Raw genomic sequence first — 17,722 nt, forward strand, 5'->3', positions numbered from 1 at the left:
CCATGACGGAGTCGTCCGAGACCACCGAGGTCAGCCGGGCGCAGTTCGCCACCGGAGGCGCGGGAGCCGCGATCGAGCGCTGGACGCTGCGCAACGGCCCGATCACGGCCTCCGTGCTCACCCTGGGGGCGACCCTGCACACCCTCACCGCACCCGACCGCACCGGTGCCGACGCGCAGCTCCTGCTCAGCACGGAGGAGCTCGGCGCGATCCTCGGCCCCGCCCGCAACTACGGCACCGTCGTCGGCCGCTATGCCAACCGCATCGCCGACAGCCGGATCACCGTCGACGGCGAGGAGCACCAACTCGCCTCCACCGGCGGCGGAGTCACCCTGCACGGCGGCCCGGACGGCTTCGCCCACCGGATCTGGACCGCCGAGGAGGTGCCCGGCGGCGTCCGGCTCCACCTCCACAGCCCCGACGGCGACCAGGGCTTTCCCGGCGCGCTGGAGGTGTGGGTCAGCTACACCCTCGACGCCGGCGGCGTCACCATCGACTACCGGGCCACCACCAACCGCCCCACCGTGGTCAACCTCACCAACCACGCCTACTTCAACCTCTCCGGCGAGGGCAGCGGCGACGTCCTCGGCCATCTGCTCACCCTGGACGCGGACCAGTACACCCCCGTCGACGAACGGCTGATCCCCTACGGCCCGTGCGAGCCGGTCGCCGGCACGCCGTTCGACTTCACCACCGCCCGGCCGATCGGCAAGGCGATCCACGACGAGCACCCCCAGCTGCGCGCGGGCGGCTACGACCACAACTGGGCGCTCAGGCCCCGTCCCGCCGACGGCACGCCGACCCGCGCGGCCTTCCTGGAGGACCCGGTCACCGGCCGGACCCTGGAGGTGCTCACCACCGAACCGGGCATCCAGGTCTTCACCGCCAACAGCTTCCGTGGTGCGGTCACCGGCGCGAGCGGCGCGCCGTACGGCCGGTACGCGGGCGTCGCCCTGGAGACCCAGCACTACCCGGACTCCCCGCACCAGCCCTCGTACCCCTCCACCGAGCTGCGGCCGGGGGAGGAGTTCCGCTCGACCACGGTGCTCCGGCTGGGCGTGGCCGGGTGAGCGGACCGGGTGCGGGGGAGCGCGCCGGAAGGCCCCGCGCCCGGGAGGCCGCGGTGCGCGGTGGCGCGCGCCCGGGTGCGGGGGCCGCCCGGCCGGCCGCGGCGTCGTGAGCGCCGATGGTCTCCCGGCCCGTCCGCCGTAAGATTGGCTGAATGGAGAGTTCGGACCCCGTTGTGCACAAGGCCCTCGCGTTGCCCGCGCGGCGGGCGCTGCTTGAGGCGCTGACGGATGCGGCCGAGCCGATGGACAACCGGCAGCTGGCCGAGCTGGTCGGGCAGCACGTCACCACGGTCCGCCACCACCTCACCGCCCTGGTCCAGGCCGGTCTGGTCGAAGTGCGGCAGGAGGAGCCGACGGGCGGCCGAGGTCGCCCCCGGCTGCTGTACGCGGCGGCGCCCGCGCGCGAGCAACTGGCCGCCTACCGCACGCTGGTGGAGGTGCTGGCGCTCGGTTTCGGCGGGACCAGCGGCGAGCGGGCCCGGCGGGCGGCGGAGGCCGGGCGGATCTGGGGCGCCTCCGAGGAGGGGGCGGCCGGCTCGCTCACCGAGCAGGTGCTCGCGGCTGCCGACAGCTGGGGCTTCGAGCCGGAACTGCGGACCGACGAGGGCTCGGGCGGCGGCGAGGTGCTGCTGCACGGCTGCCCGTTCCAGCACAACGCGGAGCGCCACCCCGAGGTGGTCTGCTCGGTGCACCAGGGTCTGCTGGACGCGATGGCGGAGCGTGCCGGACAGCCCGGCACGCTCCGTCTGCACCCCTTCGTCGGCCCCCATGTCTGCAGCATCTCGATCGCCAAGCCCGGGAGCTGAGCGTCGGAGCGACCGGCAACGATCGCACCGAACGGCACCGGGGAACGCGGATCGCCGCGTTCCCCGGTGCCGTTCGGTCTCGGTGGATGCTGTGAACCACTCAGGCCGGGGCCCGTACCCCGGCCGGACGGCTCAGTTGCCCGAGGCGAGCCAGAGGTCGGGGCCGAACACCTCGTAGTGGATCGACTGGGCCGGGACACCGCGCCGCAGCAGTTCGGCGCGGGTCGCGCGCATGAAGGGCAGCGGTCCGCACAGGTAGGCGCGGACGCCCTGCGGTATCTCGATCTGCGCCAGGTCGACCAGGCCGGTGCGCACCTCGCCGTCGGCCTCCGCCGGCTGCTCGTACCAGCGGTGCAGCTCGGCCTCGGGCAGGGCGGCGACGAGAGTGCGCAGCTGCTCGGCGTGGGCGTGGTCGGCCGGTGAGCGGTCGCCGTGCACCACGGTGACCGCCCGCTCGGAGCCGGTGGCCGCCAGGTGGTCGAGCATGCCGATCATCGGGGTGCAGCCGATCCCGGCGGAGGCCAGCAGCAGCGGTTCGTCGCCCTCGGCCAGGGTGAGGTCGCCGAACGGGAGCGAGACGGTGAGCAGGTCGCCGCTGTCGATGTTGTCGTGCAGCCAGTTGGAGACCTCGCCCGCGGGGGTGTCCCCGCCGTGCATCCGCTTCACGGTGATCCGCCACTGGGCGCCGTCCGGGCCGGCGGAGAGGCTGTACTGGCGGATCTGCCGTGTGCCGTCGGGCAGTCGGACGGCGACGCTGACGTACTGGCCGGGCCGGAAGGCCGGGGCGGGGCTGCCGTCGGCGGGGCGGAGGGTGAAGGAGACGGCGTCGCGGGACTCCTGGGTACGGGCGACCACGGTCATCCCGCGCCAGGCCTGGCCCGGCTCGACTCCCGCCTCGGAGTACAACTTGGCTTCCAGGGCGATGAGTTCACCGGCCATCAGCCAGTAGACCTCGTCCCAGGCGGTCGCCACCTCGGGGGTGACGGCCTCACCGAGCACCTCGACGATCGCGGCGAAGAGGTACTTGTGCACGATCCGGTACTGGTCCTCGGTGATGCCCAGCGACACGTGCTTGTGCGCGATCCGGGCCAGCATCGCGCCCGGACGCACGTCCGGCTGCTCGACCAGCATGGTCGCGTAGCCGGCGACCGCACCGGCCAGCGCCTTGGGCTGGTCGCCGGCGGCCTGGTTGCCGCGGTTGAAGAGGTCGCGCTCCAGCTCGGGGTGGTCGGCGAACATCCGGCGGTAGAAGAGTGTGGTGATCTCGCCGATGGCGGCGCCGACGGCGGGGAGGGTGGCGCGGACGATCGCGGTCGATTCGGGGGAGAGCACGGATTCCTCCAGCACGGTCTGACGGAGTGGCTGCGGTTCGGCAGCACCATCAATATATAGGAGGTTCATCCTTTTAAATGGAAGCGGGGGCCTGTCTGGCGCCTCACATAGCGCCCTGTGGGGTGGAAAATGCCCTGCAAATCGGACAATTGCCAAGATCTCGCCCGTAGATCGACTACCTTGCGGCAACGCAGAGGACACGCGGGCGTAACGATCGCAGGATCTTGCAGAAACTTGCTGCAAGACCTTTCTTCAGGGATTGCGTCCCTGTTACGTTCCTGCCCAAGCCCGACGGCCGCAACGGCGCAGTCGGCATGGGAGAGCCATTATGCGCGCTCCCTACACCATCTCGGGCACCCCCACCTCCTAGGAGTTCTCATGCGGCGTGGCATCGCGGCCTCCGCCCTCATCGCGGCCCTCGCGGTCACGACTGCTGCGTGCGGCAGCAGCGGCGGTTCCGGCTCGGACGGCAAGGCCGACGGCCCGGTGACCATCACCTACTGGGACACCTCCAACGCCACCAACGAAGCGCCGAACTACAAGGCGCTGATCGACAAGTTCCAGGCCGCGAACCCCGACATCAAGGTCACGTTCGTCAACGTGCCCTTCGACCAGGCGCAGAACAAGCTGCAGACCGCGATGGGCGCCAAGGGTGCGCCGGATGTCTTCCGCTCCGAGGTCGGCTGGACCGCCGCCTTCGCCAAGGCCGGCTTCCTGGCACCGCTGGACGGCACCGACGCCGCCAAGGACGTCTCCGCCTTCCAGCCCAGCCTGATCAAGCAGGCCACCTACGAGGGCAAGCTGTACGGCGTGCCGCTGGTCACCGACACCCTCGGCCTGCTCTACAACAAGGACCTGTTCGCCAAGGCCGGCATCGACAAGGCCCCCGCCACCTGGGACGAGCTGAAGGCCGACGCCGCCCAGATCAAGGACAAGACCGGCGCGGACGGCCTGTTCATGCGGGCCGGCGACGGCTACTACGCGATGCCGTTCCTCTACGGCGAGGGCACCAACCTGGTGGACGCCGCCAACAAGAAGATCACCGTCAACACGCCCGAGGCCGTCAAGGCGATCGACACCTACAAGTCGATGTTCACCTCGCCCGGCACCGTCAAGGCCGACGTGACCACCGACTCCTACGCGCACATGATGGACGCGTTCAACAACGGCAAGGCCGCGATGATCATCCAGGGACCCTGGGAGATCACCAACATCTACAAGGGCTCCGCCTTCGCCGACAAGAAGAACCTCGGCATCGCTCCCGTCCCGGCCGGCTCCACCGGCAAGGCCGGCGCCCCGACCGGTGGCCACAACGTGTCGGTCTACGCCGGTTCGGACAAGGCCCACCAGGCCGCCGCCGAGAAGCTGGCCGCGTTCCTGACCTCCGCCGAGAGCCAGACCTTCCTCGCCCTGAAGAACTCCACCCTGCCGACCCGTTCCGACGCCTACACCGCGGACGTCAAGGCCGACCCGGGCATCGCCGGCTTCCAGACCATCCTTCCGGTCGCCCAGCCGCGGCCCGAACTGCCCGAGTACAGCTCGATGTTCGCCCCGCTCGGCACCGACCTGACCAAGGTCGCGCAGGACCAGGCCACCACCCAGTCCGGCCTGGACACCGCGGCCACCGACTTCGCCAAGCTGCTCCCCGGCTTCAGCAAGTAACGCCATCGGCCGCCCGGTTACACCACCCGCAGTGGTAGGCCGGGCGGCCACTGGGCTCTGCGACACCCGTCCGAGAAGGTGTCACCGGTGACTCCGTCCCGGCCAGGCCGAGGACTTCCACGCGCCGGCCGGAGCCGGCTCCCGGCGGTCAGGGCCTGACCGCCCAACGGCGGGGTTCAGCACACGTATTCCAACCGGCTGAAGTCGGTGGTTCCCGAAAAGAGGATCGATGGCAGTCGCCGTGCAGGGCGCTTCCAGCCAGGGCAGCCGCGACCGCGAACCGCGGCCCGGTCTCCTCCAGCGCGTCAGGCTCTCGTACAGCAGACACTGGTACGCCTACGCGATGGTCGCGCCGGTGGTCATCGTGCTCGGCGTACTGGTCGGCTACCCGCTGGGGCGGGGCATCTACCTGACCCTCACCGACGCCAACAGCCTCAACGTGGGCCGCCAGATCGGCGTCAACCACATCCCGGACAGCTTCAACTTCGTCGGCCTGCACAACTACGCCGACGTGCTCTGGGGCCCGGGCTCCTACGACCGCTTCTGGTCGCACTTCATCTGGACGGTCCTGTGGACGGTCCTCTGCGTCACCCTGCACTACACCCTCGGCCTCGGCCTCGCCATGCTGCTGAACCAGAAGCTGCGCGGCCGCCTGGCCTACCGGATGCTGCTGATCCTGCCCTGGGCCGTGCCCACCTTCGTCACCGTCTTCTCCTGGCGGCTGATGCTCTCCGACAGCGGAGTGGTCAACTCCTTCCTCGGCTTCCTGCACCTGCCGCAGCCCTCCTGGCTCAGCGACCCGCTCGCCTCCAAGGCCGCCGCCGTCATCGTCAACACCTGGTGCGGCGTGCCGTTCATGATGGTCTCGCTGCTCGGCGGACTGCAGTCCATCCCGGCCGAGCTCTACGAGGCGGCCGAGATGGACGGAGCCACCCCCTGGCAGCGCTTCCGCTACGTCACCCTGCCCGGGCTGCGCACCGTCAGCAGCACCGTCGTCCTGCTCGGCGTGATCTGGACCTTCAACCAGTTCGCCATCATCTTCCTGCTGCTGGGCAACGGCTCGCCGGACGCCCAGATCCTGGTCACCTGGGCCTACCGCCTCGGCTTCGGCCAGCAGCCGCGCGCCTACGCCGAGTCGGCCACCTACGGGGTGCTGCTGCTCTCGATCCTGGTCGTCTTCACCAGCTTCTACCGCCGCTGGCAGGTCCGCAACGAGGAGAACGCGTGATGACGCGGACCGCCGCAGTCCCCACCGACCACGACGAGGCAGGCCAGCGAATGAGCGTCTCCACCGAACTCCCCACCGACGCCGCGCAGTCCGCGCCGGCCGCCGAGCCCCCGAGAAGGGCGCGCGGCGAACGCGGACCGGCCCGCACGGCGCTGCTGCACGGACTGCTCACCGTCGCCTCGCTGATCGCGCTCTTCCCGGTGCTGTGGATCGCCTGGATCTCGCTTGGCCCGGACAAGACCGACTACCTGCACCCGGGCGACATCCTCGGCAAGATGAGCCTGACCAACTACGGCTTCGTGCTGCAGCACACCGACTTCCCCGTCTGGTTCGGCAACTCGCTGCTGGTCGCGCTCGGCACCACGGTCTTCTCCGTGCTGGTCGCCGCCACCACCGGCTACGCGGTGTCCCGGATGCGCTTCCCCGGCCACCGCCAGCTGATGTGGACCCTGCTGCTCACCCAGATGTTCCCGATCGCCGTGGTGATCGTGCCGATGTACACCATCCTCTCCAGCCTCGACCTGCTGGACAGCTACCTCGGTCTGATCCTCACCTACGCGGGCACCATCGTCCCGTACTGCGCCTGGCTGATGAAGGGCTACTTCGACACCATCCCGGTGGAGATCGACGAGGCCGGCCGGGTGGACGGGCTCACCCCGTTCGGGACGTTCTGGCGGCTGATCATGCCGCTGGCCCGCCCCGGCCTGGCGGTCGCCGCGTTCTACTCCTTCCTCACCGCCTGGGCCGAGGTCCCGTTCGCCTCGACCTTCATGCTCAGCTCCGACAAGTACACCCTGGCGGTGGGCCTGCAGACCTACATCAGCGAGCACGACGCGCAGTGGCAGCTGATGGCCGCGACCTCGGTGCTGATCGCACTGCCGGCCGCGCTCTTCTTCTACCTGGTCCAGAAGCACCTGGTCACCGGCCTGACCGCCGGTGCCGCGAAGTCCTGATCCCTTACCAGGCCGATCAGCAACCGTTTCCTCTGATTCCTCAAAGGATGACTTGTCCGATGACCCAGAACCTGGCCGACACCTCCCGGCCCGCCGCAGCGCCGACCGCCGCGAACGCCGGTGAGAGCAGAGGCTGGTGGCGCGACGCGGTCATCTACCAGGTGTACCCGCGCAGCTTCGCCGACTCCAACGGCGACGGTATGGGCGACCTGCCCGGTATCCGCAGCCGCCTGCCCTACCTGCGCGACCTCGGCGTGGACGCGGTCTGGCTCTCCCCGTTCTACGCCTCCCCGCAGGCCGACGCCGGGTACGACGTGGCCGACTACCGTGCGGTGGACCCGATGTTCGGCACCCTGCTGGACGCCGACGCGCTGATCCGCGACGCCCACGCACTGGGGCTGCGGATCATCGTGGACCTGGTCCCCAACCACTCCTCGGACCAGCACGAGTGGTTCCAGCGCGCGCTGCGCGAGGGCCCCGCCTCCCCGCTGCGCGACCGGTACCACTTCCGCCCCGGCAAGGGGGAGAACGGCGAACTCCCGCCCAACGACTGGGAGTCCATCTTCGGCGGCCCGGCCTGGACCCGTACCGAGAACCCCGACGGCACCCCGGGCGACTGGTACCTGCACCTGTTCGCCCCCGAGCAGCCCGACTTCAACTGGGAGAACCCGGCCGTCGCCGACGAGTTCCGCTCCATCCTGCGGTTCTGGCTGGACATGGGCGTGGACGGCTTCCGGATCGACGTCGCGCACGGCCTGGTCAAGGCCGAGGGCCTGCCCGACATAGGCGCGGGCGACCAGCTCAAGCTGCTCGGCAACGACGTGATGCCGTTCTTCGACCAGGACGGCGTGCACGAGATCTACCGCTCCTGGCGGAGGATCCTCGACGAGTACCCGGGCGAGCGGATCGGCGTCGCCGAGGCCTGGACCCCGACCGTCCAGCGCACCGCCAACTACGTCCGCTCCGACGAGCTGCACCAGGCCTTCAACTTCCAGTACCTGAGCACCTACTGGGACTCCGCCGCACTGCGCGAGGTCATCGACCTCTCGCTGGACTCGATGCGGCCGGTGGACGCCCCCACCACCTGGGTGCTCTCCAACCACGACGTCACCCGGCACGCCACCCGCTTCGGCAACCCGCCCGGCAATACCCAGATCCGCACCCCCGGCGACCGCGAACTCGGCCTGCGCCGCGCCCGCGCCGCCACCCTGCTGATGCTCGCCCTGCCCGGCTCCGCCTACCTCTACCAGGGCGAGGAGCTCGGCCTGCCGGACGTCACCGACCTGCCCGACGAGGTCCGCCAGGACCCCTCCTTCTTCCGCAAGGCCGGCCAGGACGGCTTCCGCGACGGCTGCCGGGTGCCGATCCCGTGGTCCGGCACCGAGGCCCCGTACGGCTTCGGCCCGACCGCCGGCGGCCCCAGCTGGCTGCCCCAGCCCGCCGAGTGGGCGGCACTCAGCGTCGAGGCGCAGACCGGCGACCCGACCTCCACCCTGGAGCTCTACCGCTCCGCCCTCGCCGTCCGCCGGGCCCAGCCCGCACTCGGCGGCGGCACCGAGGTGACCTGGCTGGACAGCCCCGAGGGCACGCTGGCCTTCCGCCGGGACAGCGCCACGGGCGAGGAGGGCGGCTCCTTCGTCTGCACCGTGAACACCACCGCCGAGGCGGTCACCGTCACCGCGCCCGGCAGGGTCCTGCTCTGCTCCACCGGGAACACCGAGGTCACCGGTGACCAGGCCGTACTGCAGGCGGACAGCACCACATGGTGGGCGGTCTGACATGGTTGCAATAGGCTTCGGGACCGTGACTACGGCGCGACTCTCGGACATCGCGGCGCAGGCGGGGGTCAGCGAGGCCACCGTCAGCCGCGTCCTCAACGGCAAGGCAGGCGTCTCCGCCACCACACGGCAGAACGTGCTGGCGGCGCTCGACGTGCTCGGCTACGAGCGGCCGACCCGGCTGCGCCAGCGCAGTGCCGGCCTGATCGGGCTGATCACCCCGGAGCTGAGCAATCCGATCTTCCCCGCGCTGGCGCAGGTGATCGAGCAGGTGCTCAGCCGCCACGGCTTCACGCCGGTGCTGTGCACCCAGACCCCGGGCGGGTCGACCGAGGACGAACTGGTCGAGATGCTGGTCGACCGCGGCGTCGCGGGCATCGTCTTCGTCTCCGGGCTGCACGCGGACACCACCGCCGACCACGACCGGTACAACAGACTGACCGGTCGCCAGGTGCCGTTCGTCCTGATCAACGGCTACAGCGAGAAGATCTCGGCGCCGTTCATCTCGCCGGACGACCGGGCCGCGATGTGGATGGCCGTGCAGCATCTGGTCGAGCTCGGGCACGAGAAGATCGGCCTGGCCGTCGGCCAGCGCCGGTACGTGCCGGTGCTGCGCAAGATCGAGGGATTCACAGCGGCCGTCCAGGAACTGCTCGGCAGGACCCAGGAGGAGGCCGAAGCCCTGGTCCACCACACGCTGTTCAGCGTGGAGGGCGGGCACGCGGCCGCGGGCGCCCTGCTGGACCAGGGCTGCACGGCGATCGTCTGCGGCAGCGACATGATGGCGCTCGGCGCGATCCGCGCGGTCCGTCAGCGCGGCCTGTCGGTGCCGCAGGACGTCTCGGTGGTCGGCTTCGACGACTCGCCGCTGATCGCCTTCACCGAGCCGCCGCTGACCACCATCCGCCAGCCGGTCGAGGCGATGGCCACGGCCGCGGTGGACGCACTCCTCGAGGAGGTCGGAGGGAACCCCGGGCAGCGCGCCGAGTTCATGTTCCAGCCGGAACTGGTGATGCGCGGCTCCACGGGGGCCAGGGCGCACTGAGGTTCCCGGGAGGTCCCGGACCACGTCGGCCCGTCGGGTGTACTGCCCGGCGGGCCGACGTGCTGCCGTGACGTGCGGATGTGCGGACGTGGGGTTCGGGGATCCGGGGTCGCCCGGATGGAGTAGCGCCGGTCCGCCGGTGTTCGACCGGCCGCTGGGCCCGTCCGCCGTCCTCGGGAGGGCAACGGTCCTCGGCTCGCGCTGCGGGCGGGGGCCGACTGTGGCCAGCATCGAGACATGAGAGCTGGTCGGACTCCCCGGACGGTGGAGAACGCCGCGTGGCCGATCTGGCGCAGGCGGCTGCTGCTCGGCGTGGGACTGGTGGTCGCCGGGGTGATCGTCTACTTCGGCTGGGCCGCGACGGTGCCGCGCTGGTGGTCGCAGCGGGTGGGCTCCATGGTGAACGGGCACCTGAGCGTGGGACTGCTGCTGGGGCTCGTCTTCGGAATCTGCTTCACGCTGCTGCCGCTGCTGGCGGCCTGGGCCGGTCTGCACCGGCGACGGTCCTGGAAGGTGACGCTCAGCTGGCTGATCCTCGCGCTGGTGCTGGCACTGCCCAACCTCTGGACGCTGGGCGTCGTGGTGGGCACCGGCAGCGGAGCACACGCCGGACAGCGGGTGATGGACGTCAGGGCGCCCTGGTTCCGCGGCTCGACCCTGATCGGCGCGGTCATCGCGGCAGTGATCTTCGCGGGTCTCATGGTCTTCACCCGCGCCCGCTGGCCCCGGCACGACAGGAGACGGGGCAAGGGCGGGAGCACGGACCGCGCGGAGGAGGGCGAGGCGGAGCCGGGAAAGGCCGGATGACCGCTGCTCAGCCCTCCTGCGGGGTGCGCCTCTCCTCGCCGACCCGGTGTGCGTCGGCGGCATCGCCGGTGCGGGCCTCGGTACGGCGGCCGGCGGCCAGATAGTCGCGGACGACCAACTCGACCGCATCCTGCGGACTCCTGGTGCCGGTCAGCAGCATGACCTCGATCGCCAGATCGCTGTCGAGACTGATGGTGACCCGTGCCATGGCCGTTCCCCTCCCCTGCGGCAGTTGGGTGCGACCACGCACTCTAGGGGCGCGGGAACCGCTTGGCCAGCCTGCCACCCTGACGCGGACTCGCCGAGTGCCCGCGCTCCCCTCCTCGCAGGGCGCGGGAACCGCCCGGAGGGAGCCCCTGCCCGGGCCGGGGGGCCTTCGTGGGACTCCCCGCGCCGGCAGCCGTACCGGCAGAGGCCGCTGTCCCCGGCGCCGACCAGAGCACCGGGGACAGCGGCCTTGCGGTGGAACCGCTCAGGGAGTGTCCGGAGACCGTCAGACGCGGCCGGCGAAGTCCGGGGCCCAGTTGGCGATGGTCTCGGTCTTCACGCCCGACTTCGGGTTGGCGGCCTCGACGTACTTGCCGTCACCGATGTAGATGGCGACGTGGTAGACGCCCGAGTTGCTGCCGTTGTTGGACCAGAACAGCAGGTCGCCCGGCTGCAGGCTGTCCAGCGAGACGCGGGTGGAGGCATCGGCCTGGTCGGCGGCGACTCGCGGAAGCGAGATGCCGGCCTGGCGGAACGCGGCCTGGGTCAGGCCGGAGCAGTCCCAGCCACCGTCGCTGCTGCCGCCGTAGACGTAGGCCTGGCCGACCTTGGAGAGCGCGAAGTTGATCGCGGCGGCCTTGCTGCCGGTCGCGGGCGCGGCCGGAGCGGCGGGCTTGGCCGGGGCCGGGGCCGGAGCCGGAGCCGGGGTGCTGGGGCTGCTGCTCTGCTTGGGGGCCGGCTTCGGGGCGTCCTGCTGCGGCGCGGCGGTGGCGGTGCCGCCGAGAGCCAGCTGCTGGCCCGGGAAGATGACGTCCGGACCCTGGGTCAGCACCGACCGGTTGAGGTCGTACAGCTTCTGCCAGCCACCGTCGACGCTGTTCTTCGTGGCGATGCTCGACAGCCAGTCGCCGTCCACCACGGTGTACTTGGTGCCGTTCGTGGCCTGCCCGGCGGCGGCCGGGGCGCTCTGCCGCTTGGCGGCGGGAGCCTGCGCGGTCTTCGGCGCGGTGGTCGCGGCGGTGCTCGGGGCGGCGGCCGGAGCGGAGGTGTCGACCTGGGCGGCGGCGCCGCCCTTGGTCAGACCGGCCTTCACCGAGCAGACCGGCCAGGCGCCGGGGCCCTGCGAGGCGAGAACCTTCTCGGCGACGGCGATCTGCTGCGCCTTGGTCGCCTGGTTGGCCTGCGGGGCGTACTGGGTGCCACCGAAGGCGGCCCAGGTGGAGGAGGTGAACTGGAGGCCGCCGTAGAAGCCGTTGCCGGTGTTGATGCCCCAGTCGCCGCCGCTCTCGCACTGCGCGACCTTGTCCCAGGTGGAGACGGAGGCGGCGGACGCGCCGGACGCGACGAGGGCGGGGATCGAGAGGCCGAGACCGACCACACCGGTGGCGGCGATCAGACGGCGGGCACGCTTGTTGGCGTTGATGGGCAGCATGAAGGTGTGCGTTCCTCTCCCACGCCTGCGAGGTGAGCTGTCGGATTCGGGCTGGAGTTGCCCGGCCGTGCTGCGCACGGCTTCACCCCAAGCCCGGAGTCGGCCACTGCTGACCGCCTCTCGGGCGACTTACCTGGTTCCCCCGCCCCTGCCGTAGGTGCGTTCTGCGGTACCAACTGCTCCGGCGGCAGGACTCGGCGTTCCGGATGAGCTGGGTCCGTGTGTCAACGAACGGGGAGCACGTTAAGCAGACTTAAGTTGAAACTGCAAACACCTGTGAGTTCCCTCACAGGCTATTCGCCGATTCCTCAAGATCGAATGCGAATGGACATTTCCTGGAAATTCGATGGGCCTCTCTCAGGCGATCTGCACGGGTTGCGATCTGCCTGCCTTTCAGGTGATGCCACGGCAATTTCGGCCCGGATCGGGCAACCGGTTGTGAAACTTTTGAGAAGTCCCCGGGGGAGCGGAATCCGGGTCGGCGCCGCCCGATGAAGAGGGTGGTGGCAAATGTCCGAATTGTGAGTTGATGGGGTGGATGTCGCAGTGAGTTCACCAACTCTCCACCCGCCCCCGGCCGTACGGCTCTCGGAGGCGGGACCGGCGGACGGGCGCGCCCTTGGGGTCCCGGGTGCCGGATGGCCCCCGGCGGGCCCGGAAACGCCGAGAGGCCCCTCGGAGGGGGCCTCTCGAACGGGTCTGTCGGGCGCTCAGCCGGCGGGCTGTTCCGCGACGGCGGCAGGGGCCTCACCCGGGCCCGGGATGTTCAGTGCGCTCAGGTAGGTGGAGGCGATCAGCTGACCGACGGTCGGGTAGGCGCCGAGCGGGGCCGCGCTCGGGCAGCCGGTCTCCTCGGCCGCCGTGGCCAGCAGCTCGGGGTCGGCCTCCGGGCCGATGACCAGTGGGGCGAGCGCGGGACGCTGTGAACCGGTGGCCTTCAGGTGCTCGACCGCGGCGGCCACCGAGCCCGGTACGTCCAGGGCGGCGGCCACCACGGGCACCGCGAGCCGGGCGGCCAGCAGTACACCGGTGATTCCGGCCGCCGCGGCGGCCTCCTCGCCGCCGACGACGGTCAGTACCACACCGTCGGCCGCGGTGGTGATGGCGAACAGTCGGGCGCGGTCGGCGCGGGCCAGACCGGCCTCGGAGAGCCGCACGTGCACGGCTTCGGCCAGCAGTGGGTGCGGGCCGAGCGCATCGGTGACGGCGGCTCCCGTCTCGTCGGCCAGCCTGTACAGAGCCGTCAGGAAGTCGTGCGGGCCGGCCAGCAGCGGGATCACGACGGGTGCCGGCAGGCCCGCCTCGGCGGCCTGGGCGAGTACTGCGGCCACGGTGGGGGCGGCCTGGTCGCCGTTCTCCGTGTCGCCCTCCGGCGCACCGGCGGCAAGGTGCTCGCCGACCAGGTAGCCGGCGGCGGTCTCGGTGCCCGGCTGCTCGCCGCGCACGATGGACAGCAGTTCCTCGACGATCGGGCTTGCCTCGGGTCCGGCCGCGGCGGGGACGGCAAGCAGCAGGGCCGGGGAACCGGCAGGGACCTCGGGGCGCTCAGGACGGCGGTGGCGCCCCCGCGCACGGGAGCCTGGAGTGCGGACGGGCAGTGGCGCGCCCGGGATGGCTGCGGTGCTCATGGCGGAGATCGTAGGACATTCGGCAGGCAGGACTGCATCCGGATCCCGAGAGTTGACATCGAACCTGCTAGTAACCGGGACAATTACCACCAAATTACCCAATCCTTGCTGACGGTCGGTCGCATCACGCAACCGAAACCCCGTCAGCTCCCGTCCCTGGTGACGTGTCTCACAGGTGATCGCGGGCGGCGGACCGTGCGTCCGACGCCCGGCCTACGAAGATCAACACGGTGGCGCAGGCCCGGTACGGGCAGTCATCGGCCGGGCTCCGATTCGCCGGGCTATGTCCACTTACGTTCCGTCAAAGACGGTCAAGCGGAGTGGTTGGCGTACATTCCGACACGCTCGGCTGCACAAGCAATGTCCCGTGCTGATGCACGTGCACTGGAGCTATCATCGCGTCAAGTAGGGCGTAAGCCCGGCAGGTCTGGAGAATCCGGTGCAAGAGATGCAGGAAACGTACAACGGCATGGCGGCCACGGACCTCGATGGTGTGGTCTGGCAGAAGAGCCGGTACAGCAATTCGCAGGGTAACTGCGTGGAGTTCGCCGCACTGCCGGGCGGTGAAGTGGCGATGCGCAACTCGCGGTTTCCCGAGGGGCCGGCGCTGATTTACACCCGGGCGGAGATCGCCGCGATGCTGCTCGGCGCGAAGGACGGGGAGTTCGACCATCTGGCGGGCTGAACCACCCGTCAACTCTCTTGCTACAGGCCGTCGTGGGATCGATCACCACGGCGGCCTCCATCGTTTCCGGGGGCTGTTCGCTTCGGGGCTGTTCGCTTCGGGGCCGCTCGCCTCGGGGCCGCTCGCCTCGGGGCCGCTCGCCTCGGGGTCGCTCGCCTCGGGGTCGCGCGGAGTCGGCGGTGGCCGTTCGGGGCCGTCCGCGGGCCGGCGTCCGTCCGCCGCCGCGGGTGGCGGTCCCGGGTCGCGGTCGAGGAGGGTGGCCGTGGGCGGTCGGTCGCGGGGTGCACCGGCGTGGTCGGGTGCTCGGGTCGCCGGGGTTGCGCGGGTCCGGTCCTGGAGGCTTCGTCCCGGTCCGGGGATCGGGGTGGCGGCTCACGGGCTACGGCCGCCGGGTTCCGGTGGGCCGCGGCAGAGCGGTGGCTCGCCTCGGCCGGCTCGCCCTCGGCTGTCGTGCCGGGCGGTTCAGGCAGTTCAGGCGGAGCGGCGGTGCCGGCCTGACGGTGCCACAGCCGCGGTCACGGGCTCGGCCTCGAACAGGGCCCAGACCACCTTGCCCGCACCCGCCAGCGGATGCCAGCCCCAGGAGCGGCTGAACGAGTCGACCAGATGCAGCCCCCGGCCGGACTCGGCGACGAAGTCGGGCTCCCGGGCGACCGGTCCGGCGCTGCTCGGGTCGCTCACCGCGCACACCACCTGAGGTGCGCGGTGCACCAGGCTTATTCGGATCGGCAGCGCCCCGTCGGCGACCGGCCGCGTACACGTCGACAGCCGCCCGGGCACAGGGGCGGAGCCCTCGTCCCGGCGGGCGCCGAGCGCGTGGCGCAGCGCGTTGGTCACCAACTCCGAAGCGACCAGGGAGACATCGTCGAACAGTTCGCCAAGACCCCAGCCGTACAGAGTCGATCTGGCGAACTCCCTGGCGGTTCTGACGGCTTCGAAGCGTGGCGCGAGCGTACAGGTGACCACGTGGGGGTCGGCCAGGACAGCCGTACCGGTGCTCATGAAGAGCTCCTCCCATAAGGGGGCGGACACGGCTGGACCCATGGGGGTCATGCCGGTCACCTCCGACTCGCTCGGCCGCGCGCCAGCTTCCTCGACGGTCGCACGCGCGCACGTGCGCCCGACCGCGCGGGGACGCGGCCGAGCGGTTGTGCGGATTCGCGCGCGGGGTCGAACGCGAAGCCCGCGGGATTGCCAGGGACGTGCAGGTGCACGTGCACCATGGTCCTCTGCGCTCACTGCAGATGCAAGAGTCGATTCACGTGCAGTCGCACTATTGGCATATGCAAGCGCCGGATGCACGTGCATCATGGTGTCTCAGCGGAAGATCTGATAGATCGTTCTGCTGGTACCGGCACCCTGAGCGCTCAACTGATGGCAGACTGTGCCCTGTTTGCCCTAGGTGGAGGTTTCGACGGCATGACCACAGCTCAGCCCAACGGTGGCTCGATGGTGCGCCGTATCCTCCTGGGCTCCCAACTGCGCAGGCTGCGCGAGGGGCACGGGATCACCAGGGAGGATGCCGGCTACCAGATCCGGGCCTCCGAGTCGAAGATCAGTCGCATGGAGCTCGGCCGCGTCAGCTTCAAGGAGCGCGACGTGGCCGACCTGCTCACCCTCTACGGTGTGCACGACGGCACCGAGCGGGAGGCGCTGCTCGGCCTGGTCCGCGAGGCCAACAAGCCCGGTTGGTGGCACAGTTACAACGACGTGCTGCCCGGCTGGTTCCAGACCTACGTCGGCCTGGAAGAGGCCGCCGCGCTGATCCGCACCTACGAGGTCCAGTTCATCCCGGGCCTGCTCCAGTCCGAGGAGTACGCGCGCGCCGTCTTCGGCCAGACCCGGCCCGTCCTCAGCGGTGACGAGCTCGAACGGCGGCTCAGTCTGCGGATGCGCCGCCAGAAGCTGCTGACCGAGGGCCAGAGCCCCCGGCTGTGGGCCGTCATCGACGAGGCCGCGCTGCGGCGTCCGGTCGGCGGGCACGGCGTGATGCGACGCCAGGTCCAGTACCTGATCGACGTGGCCGAGACGTCCAACGTGGTGATCCAGGTCATGCCGTTCCGGTTCGGCGCGCACGCCGGTGAGAGCGGCGCGTTCAGCATCCTGCGCTTCCCTGAACAGGACCTGGCCGACGTGGTCTACCTGGAACAGCTGACCAGTGCGCTCTATCTCGACAAGCGCGACGACGTCGACGCGTACGTCCAGGTCATGGAGCGGCTCTGCGTCGACAGCCTCACGCCCGACCAGACCATCGACCTCTTCAAGTCGATCCTCGCCGACAACTGACGTCCTTCTGGGGCGCGGGGTTGCGGTCAGGAGCGCGGGGAAGCGCGTGAGCGACCCCGGATCCGCAGGGAGCCGGCCGTGCGCCCCCCGCGCGGCCCGTCCGGCATCCCGGGGGCTGCGGCGGATCAGGCCCGGACGGACGGATGGGGCCGGGGCGGGGCCTGCGGCTGCGGGGGAGTGCCGAGCTCCCAGGCGAGCCCGTAGCGGGCGAAGAGGTCGGCCCGGATCGGGGCCAGCGGCAGCGCGGCGCCCGGCAGCAGCACCCCGATACAGCCGCCCATCAGCGCGCTGCGCAGCACCGCGTGCTCCGCGACCGGGTCGACCGCGCCCCAGTCGCGCAGCAACTCCCGCAGGATCACACCGAGTTGCCGCTGTTCCGGGTCCTGGACGAAGGCGCCGACGTCCGGGTCGATGATCAGTGCGAGGTGCGAGCGCATCACCCGCGGATGGTCCATCGCCAGGCCGAGCACGGCGTCGATGGCGCGCGCCAGTCGGGCCTCGGGGCTTGAGCCGACGGGCAGCGCGGCCAGCGCCGCGGCGAGCTCCCGGTGCATCAGCTGGTGGGTGGCGGCCTGCATCAGCAGTCGTTTGCCGTCGAAGTAGTACGACAGCAGCCCCCTGGCCAGCCCGGCCCGCGCGGCTATGTCGCTGAGTGTCGTGCCGGCGTATCCGTGCTGGTCGACCAGTTCGATGGTGGCGCGCATGATGCGCTGACGGGAGCGGTGACGCATCTCCTCGTTGACCGATTCCCCGCGAGGTGCCATCGTGTCTGCTCCGTACGTTGACTGGCTCCCGGCCAATAT

General features: G+C 70.8%; 16 protein-coding genes and 1 riboswitch. Of the genes, 10 read left to right on the forward strand and 6 right to left on the reverse strand.

Features of this window, described 5'->3' with window-relative positions; translation table 11 throughout:
- The first annotated feature begins 2 nt into the window (after window positions 1-2).
- The gene (locus tag ACSMTC_RS31345; RefSeq protein ID WP_436563103.1) at window positions 3-1,070 is read left to right on the forward strand and encodes an aldose epimerase family protein; all 1,068 of its coding nucleotides are present in this window, start codon (window positions 3-5) and stop codon (window positions 1,068-1,070) included.
- 152 nt (window positions 1,071-1,222) lie between these two features.
- On the forward strand, window positions 1,223-1,876 hold the full coding sequence (locus ACSMTC_RS31350; protein WP_436563104.1) for a helix-turn-helix transcriptional regulator: 654 nt from the start codon (window positions 1,223-1,225) through the stop codon (window positions 1,874-1,876).
- 132 nt (window positions 1,877-2,008) lie between these two features.
- On the opposite strand, the gene ACSMTC_RS31355 is transcribed toward ACSMTC_RS31350, so the two are convergent.
- Window positions 2,009-3,208 carry a globin domain-containing protein gene (locus ACSMTC_RS31355; protein WP_436564865.1) on the reverse strand — a complete coding sequence of 400 codons (1,200 nt, stop codon included), beginning with the start codon at window positions 3,206-3,208 and terminating at the stop codon, window positions 2,009-2,011.
- 378 nt (window positions 3,209-3,586) lie between these two features.
- Here ACSMTC_RS31355 and ACSMTC_RS31360 point away from each other — a divergent pair, with 378 nt between their 5' ends.
- From ACSMTC_RS31360 to ACSMTC_RS31385, 6 genes are all read left to right on the forward strand, one after another.
- Entirely contained in the window at window positions 3,587-4,870 is a 1,284-nt protein-coding gene (locus ACSMTC_RS31360) for an extracellular solute-binding protein (RefSeq protein ID WP_436563105.1), read from the forward strand.
- A gap of 229 nt (window positions 4,871-5,099) precedes the next feature.
- Entirely contained in the window at window positions 5,100-6,098 is a 999-nt protein-coding gene (locus tag ACSMTC_RS31365; protein WP_436563106.1) for a carbohydrate ABC transporter permease, read from the forward strand.
- 50 nt (window positions 6,099-6,148) lie between these two features.
- Complete coding sequence (locus ACSMTC_RS31370) at window positions 6,149-7,051, forward strand: sugar ABC transporter permease (RefSeq protein WP_436564866.1); 903 nt, start codon at window positions 6,149-6,151, stop codon at window positions 7,049-7,051.
- Window positions 7,052-7,110: 59 nt separating this feature from the next.
- Complete coding sequence (locus ACSMTC_RS31375; protein WP_436563107.1) at window positions 7,111-8,829, forward strand: glycoside hydrolase family 13 protein; 1,719 nt, start codon at window positions 7,111-7,113, stop codon at window positions 8,827-8,829.
- Between the two features lies 1 nt (window position 8,830).
- Window positions 8,831-9,874 carry a LacI family DNA-binding transcriptional regulator gene (locus ACSMTC_RS31380; protein WP_436563108.1) on the forward strand — a complete coding sequence of 348 codons (1,044 nt, stop codon included), beginning with the start codon at window positions 8,831-8,833 and terminating at the stop codon, window positions 9,872-9,874.
- Between the two features lie 237 nt (window positions 9,875-10,111).
- Window positions 10,112-10,681, forward strand: coding sequence for a hypothetical protein (locus ACSMTC_RS31385; RefSeq protein ID WP_436563109.1), 570 nt, complete (start codon window positions 10,112-10,114; stop codon window positions 10,679-10,681).
- A 7-nt stretch (window positions 10,682-10,688) separates the two neighbouring features.
- Here the strand turns inward: ACSMTC_RS31385 and ACSMTC_RS31390 are convergent, their stop codons facing one another.
- From ACSMTC_RS31390 to ACSMTC_RS31400, 3 genes are all read right to left on the reverse strand, one after another.
- Window positions 10,689-10,889, reverse strand: a complete 201-nt coding sequence (locus tag ACSMTC_RS31390; protein ID WP_436563110.1) for a hypothetical protein — start codon at window positions 10,887-10,889, stop codon at window positions 10,689-10,691.
- A 285-nt stretch (window positions 10,890-11,174) separates the two neighbouring features.
- Window positions 11,175-12,320 (reverse strand): transglycosylase family protein, encoded by a 1,146-nt coding sequence (locus tag ACSMTC_RS31395; RefSeq protein WP_436563111.1) that lies wholly within the window; start codon window positions 12,318-12,320, stop codon window positions 11,175-11,177.
- Window positions 12,321-12,327: 7 nt separating this feature from the next.
- Window positions 12,328-12,499, reverse strand: a riboswitch (cyclic di-AMP (ydaO/yuaA leader).
- A 531-nt stretch (window positions 12,500-13,030) separates the two neighbouring features.
- The gene (locus ACSMTC_RS31400) at window positions 13,031-13,948 is read right to left on the reverse strand and encodes a sirohydrochlorin chelatase family protein (protein ID WP_436563112.1); all 918 of its coding nucleotides are present in this window, start codon (window positions 13,946-13,948) and stop codon (window positions 13,031-13,033) included.
- Window positions 13,949-14,396: 448 nt separating this feature from the next.
- Between ACSMTC_RS31400 and ACSMTC_RS31405 the strand changes: the two genes are divergently transcribed.
- Window positions 14,397-14,633 carry a DUF397 domain-containing protein gene (locus tag ACSMTC_RS31405; RefSeq protein ID WP_436564867.1) on the forward strand — a complete coding sequence of 79 codons (237 nt, stop codon included), beginning with the start codon at window positions 14,397-14,399 and terminating at the stop codon, window positions 14,631-14,633.
- Between the two features lie 471 nt (window positions 14,634-15,104).
- Here the strand turns inward: ACSMTC_RS31405 and ACSMTC_RS31410 are convergent, their stop codons facing one another.
- Window positions 15,105-15,635: an ATP-binding protein gene (locus ACSMTC_RS31410; RefSeq protein WP_436563113.1), complete on the reverse strand. Its 531-nt coding sequence runs from the start codon at window positions 15,633-15,635 to the stop codon at window positions 15,105-15,107.
- 417 nt (window positions 15,636-16,052) lie between these two features.
- On the opposite strand from ACSMTC_RS31410, the gene ACSMTC_RS31415 reads away from it, so the two are divergent.
- Window positions 16,053-16,919, forward strand: a complete 867-nt coding sequence (locus tag ACSMTC_RS31415) for a helix-turn-helix domain-containing protein (RefSeq protein ID WP_436563114.1) — start codon at window positions 16,053-16,055, stop codon at window positions 16,917-16,919.
- A gap of 125 nt (window positions 16,920-17,044) precedes the next feature.
- Here the strand turns inward: ACSMTC_RS31415 and ACSMTC_RS31420 are convergent, their stop codons facing one another.
- Window positions 17,045-17,683, reverse strand: coding sequence for a TetR/AcrR family transcriptional regulator (locus tag ACSMTC_RS31420; protein WP_436563115.1), 639 nt, complete (start codon window positions 17,681-17,683; stop codon window positions 17,045-17,047).
- Between the last annotated feature and the right edge of the window lie 39 nt (window positions 17,684-17,722).

The organism is Kitasatospora sp. HPM-01-4 (assembly GCF_051374625.1).
Lineage (GTDB): Bacteria > Actinomycetota > Actinomycetes > Streptomycetales > Streptomycetaceae > Kitasatospora.

Bases quoted from the DNA above. Each gene is read 5' to 3' on its own strand.
- ACSMTC_RS31405 (WP_436564867.1), top strand. From the start codon at position 14,397: ATGCAGGAAACGTACAACGGCATGGCGGCCACGGACCTCGATGGTGTG.
- ACSMTC_RS31400 (WP_436563112.1), bottom strand. From the start codon at position 13,948: ATGAGCACCGCAGCCATCCCGGGCGCGCCACTGCCCGTCCGCACTCCA.
- ACSMTC_RS31360 (WP_436563105.1), top strand. From the start codon at position 3,587: ATGCGGCGTGGCATCGCGGCCTCCGCCCTCATCGCGGCCCTCGCGGTC.
- ACSMTC_RS31385 (WP_436563109.1), top strand. From the start codon at position 10,112: ATGAGAGCTGGTCGGACTCCCCGGACGGTGGAGAACGCCGCGTGGCCG.
- ACSMTC_RS31365 (WP_436563106.1), top strand. From the start codon at position 5,100: ATGGCAGTCGCCGTGCAGGGCGCTTCCAGCCAGGGCAGCCGCGACCGC.
- ACSMTC_RS31380 (WP_436563108.1), top strand. From the start codon at position 8,831: ATGGTTGCAATAGGCTTCGGGACCGTGACTACGGCGCGACTCTCGGAC.
- ACSMTC_RS31415 (WP_436563114.1), top strand. From the start codon at position 16,053: ATGACCACAGCTCAGCCCAACGGTGGCTCGATGGTGCGCCGTATCCTC.
- ACSMTC_RS31420 (WP_436563115.1), bottom strand. From the start codon at position 17,683: ATGGCACCTCGCGGGGAATCGGTCAACGAGGAGATGCGTCACCGCTCC.
- ACSMTC_RS31370 (WP_436564866.1), top strand. From the start codon at position 6,149: ATGAGCGTCTCCACCGAACTCCCCACCGACGCCGCGCAGTCCGCGCCG.
- ACSMTC_RS31395 (WP_436563111.1), bottom strand. From the start codon at position 12,320: ATGCTGCCCATCAACGCCAACAAGCGTGCCCGCCGTCTGATCGCCGCC.
- ACSMTC_RS31345 (WP_436563103.1), top strand. From the start codon at position 3: ATGACGGAGTCGTCCGAGACCACCGAGGTCAGCCGGGCGCAGTTCGCC.
- ACSMTC_RS31410 (WP_436563113.1), bottom strand. From the start codon at position 15,635: ATGAGCACCGGTACGGCTGTCCTGGCCGACCCCCACGTGGTCACCTGT.
- ACSMTC_RS31350 (WP_436563104.1), top strand. From the start codon at position 1,223: ATGGAGAGTTCGGACCCCGTTGTGCACAAGGCCCTCGCGTTGCCCGCG.
- ACSMTC_RS31375 (WP_436563107.1), top strand. From the start codon at position 7,111: ATGACCCAGAACCTGGCCGACACCTCCCGGCCCGCCGCAGCGCCGACC.
- ACSMTC_RS31390 (WP_436563110.1), bottom strand. From the start codon at position 10,889: ATGGCACGGGTCACCATCAGTCTCGACAGCGATCTGGCGATCGAGGTC.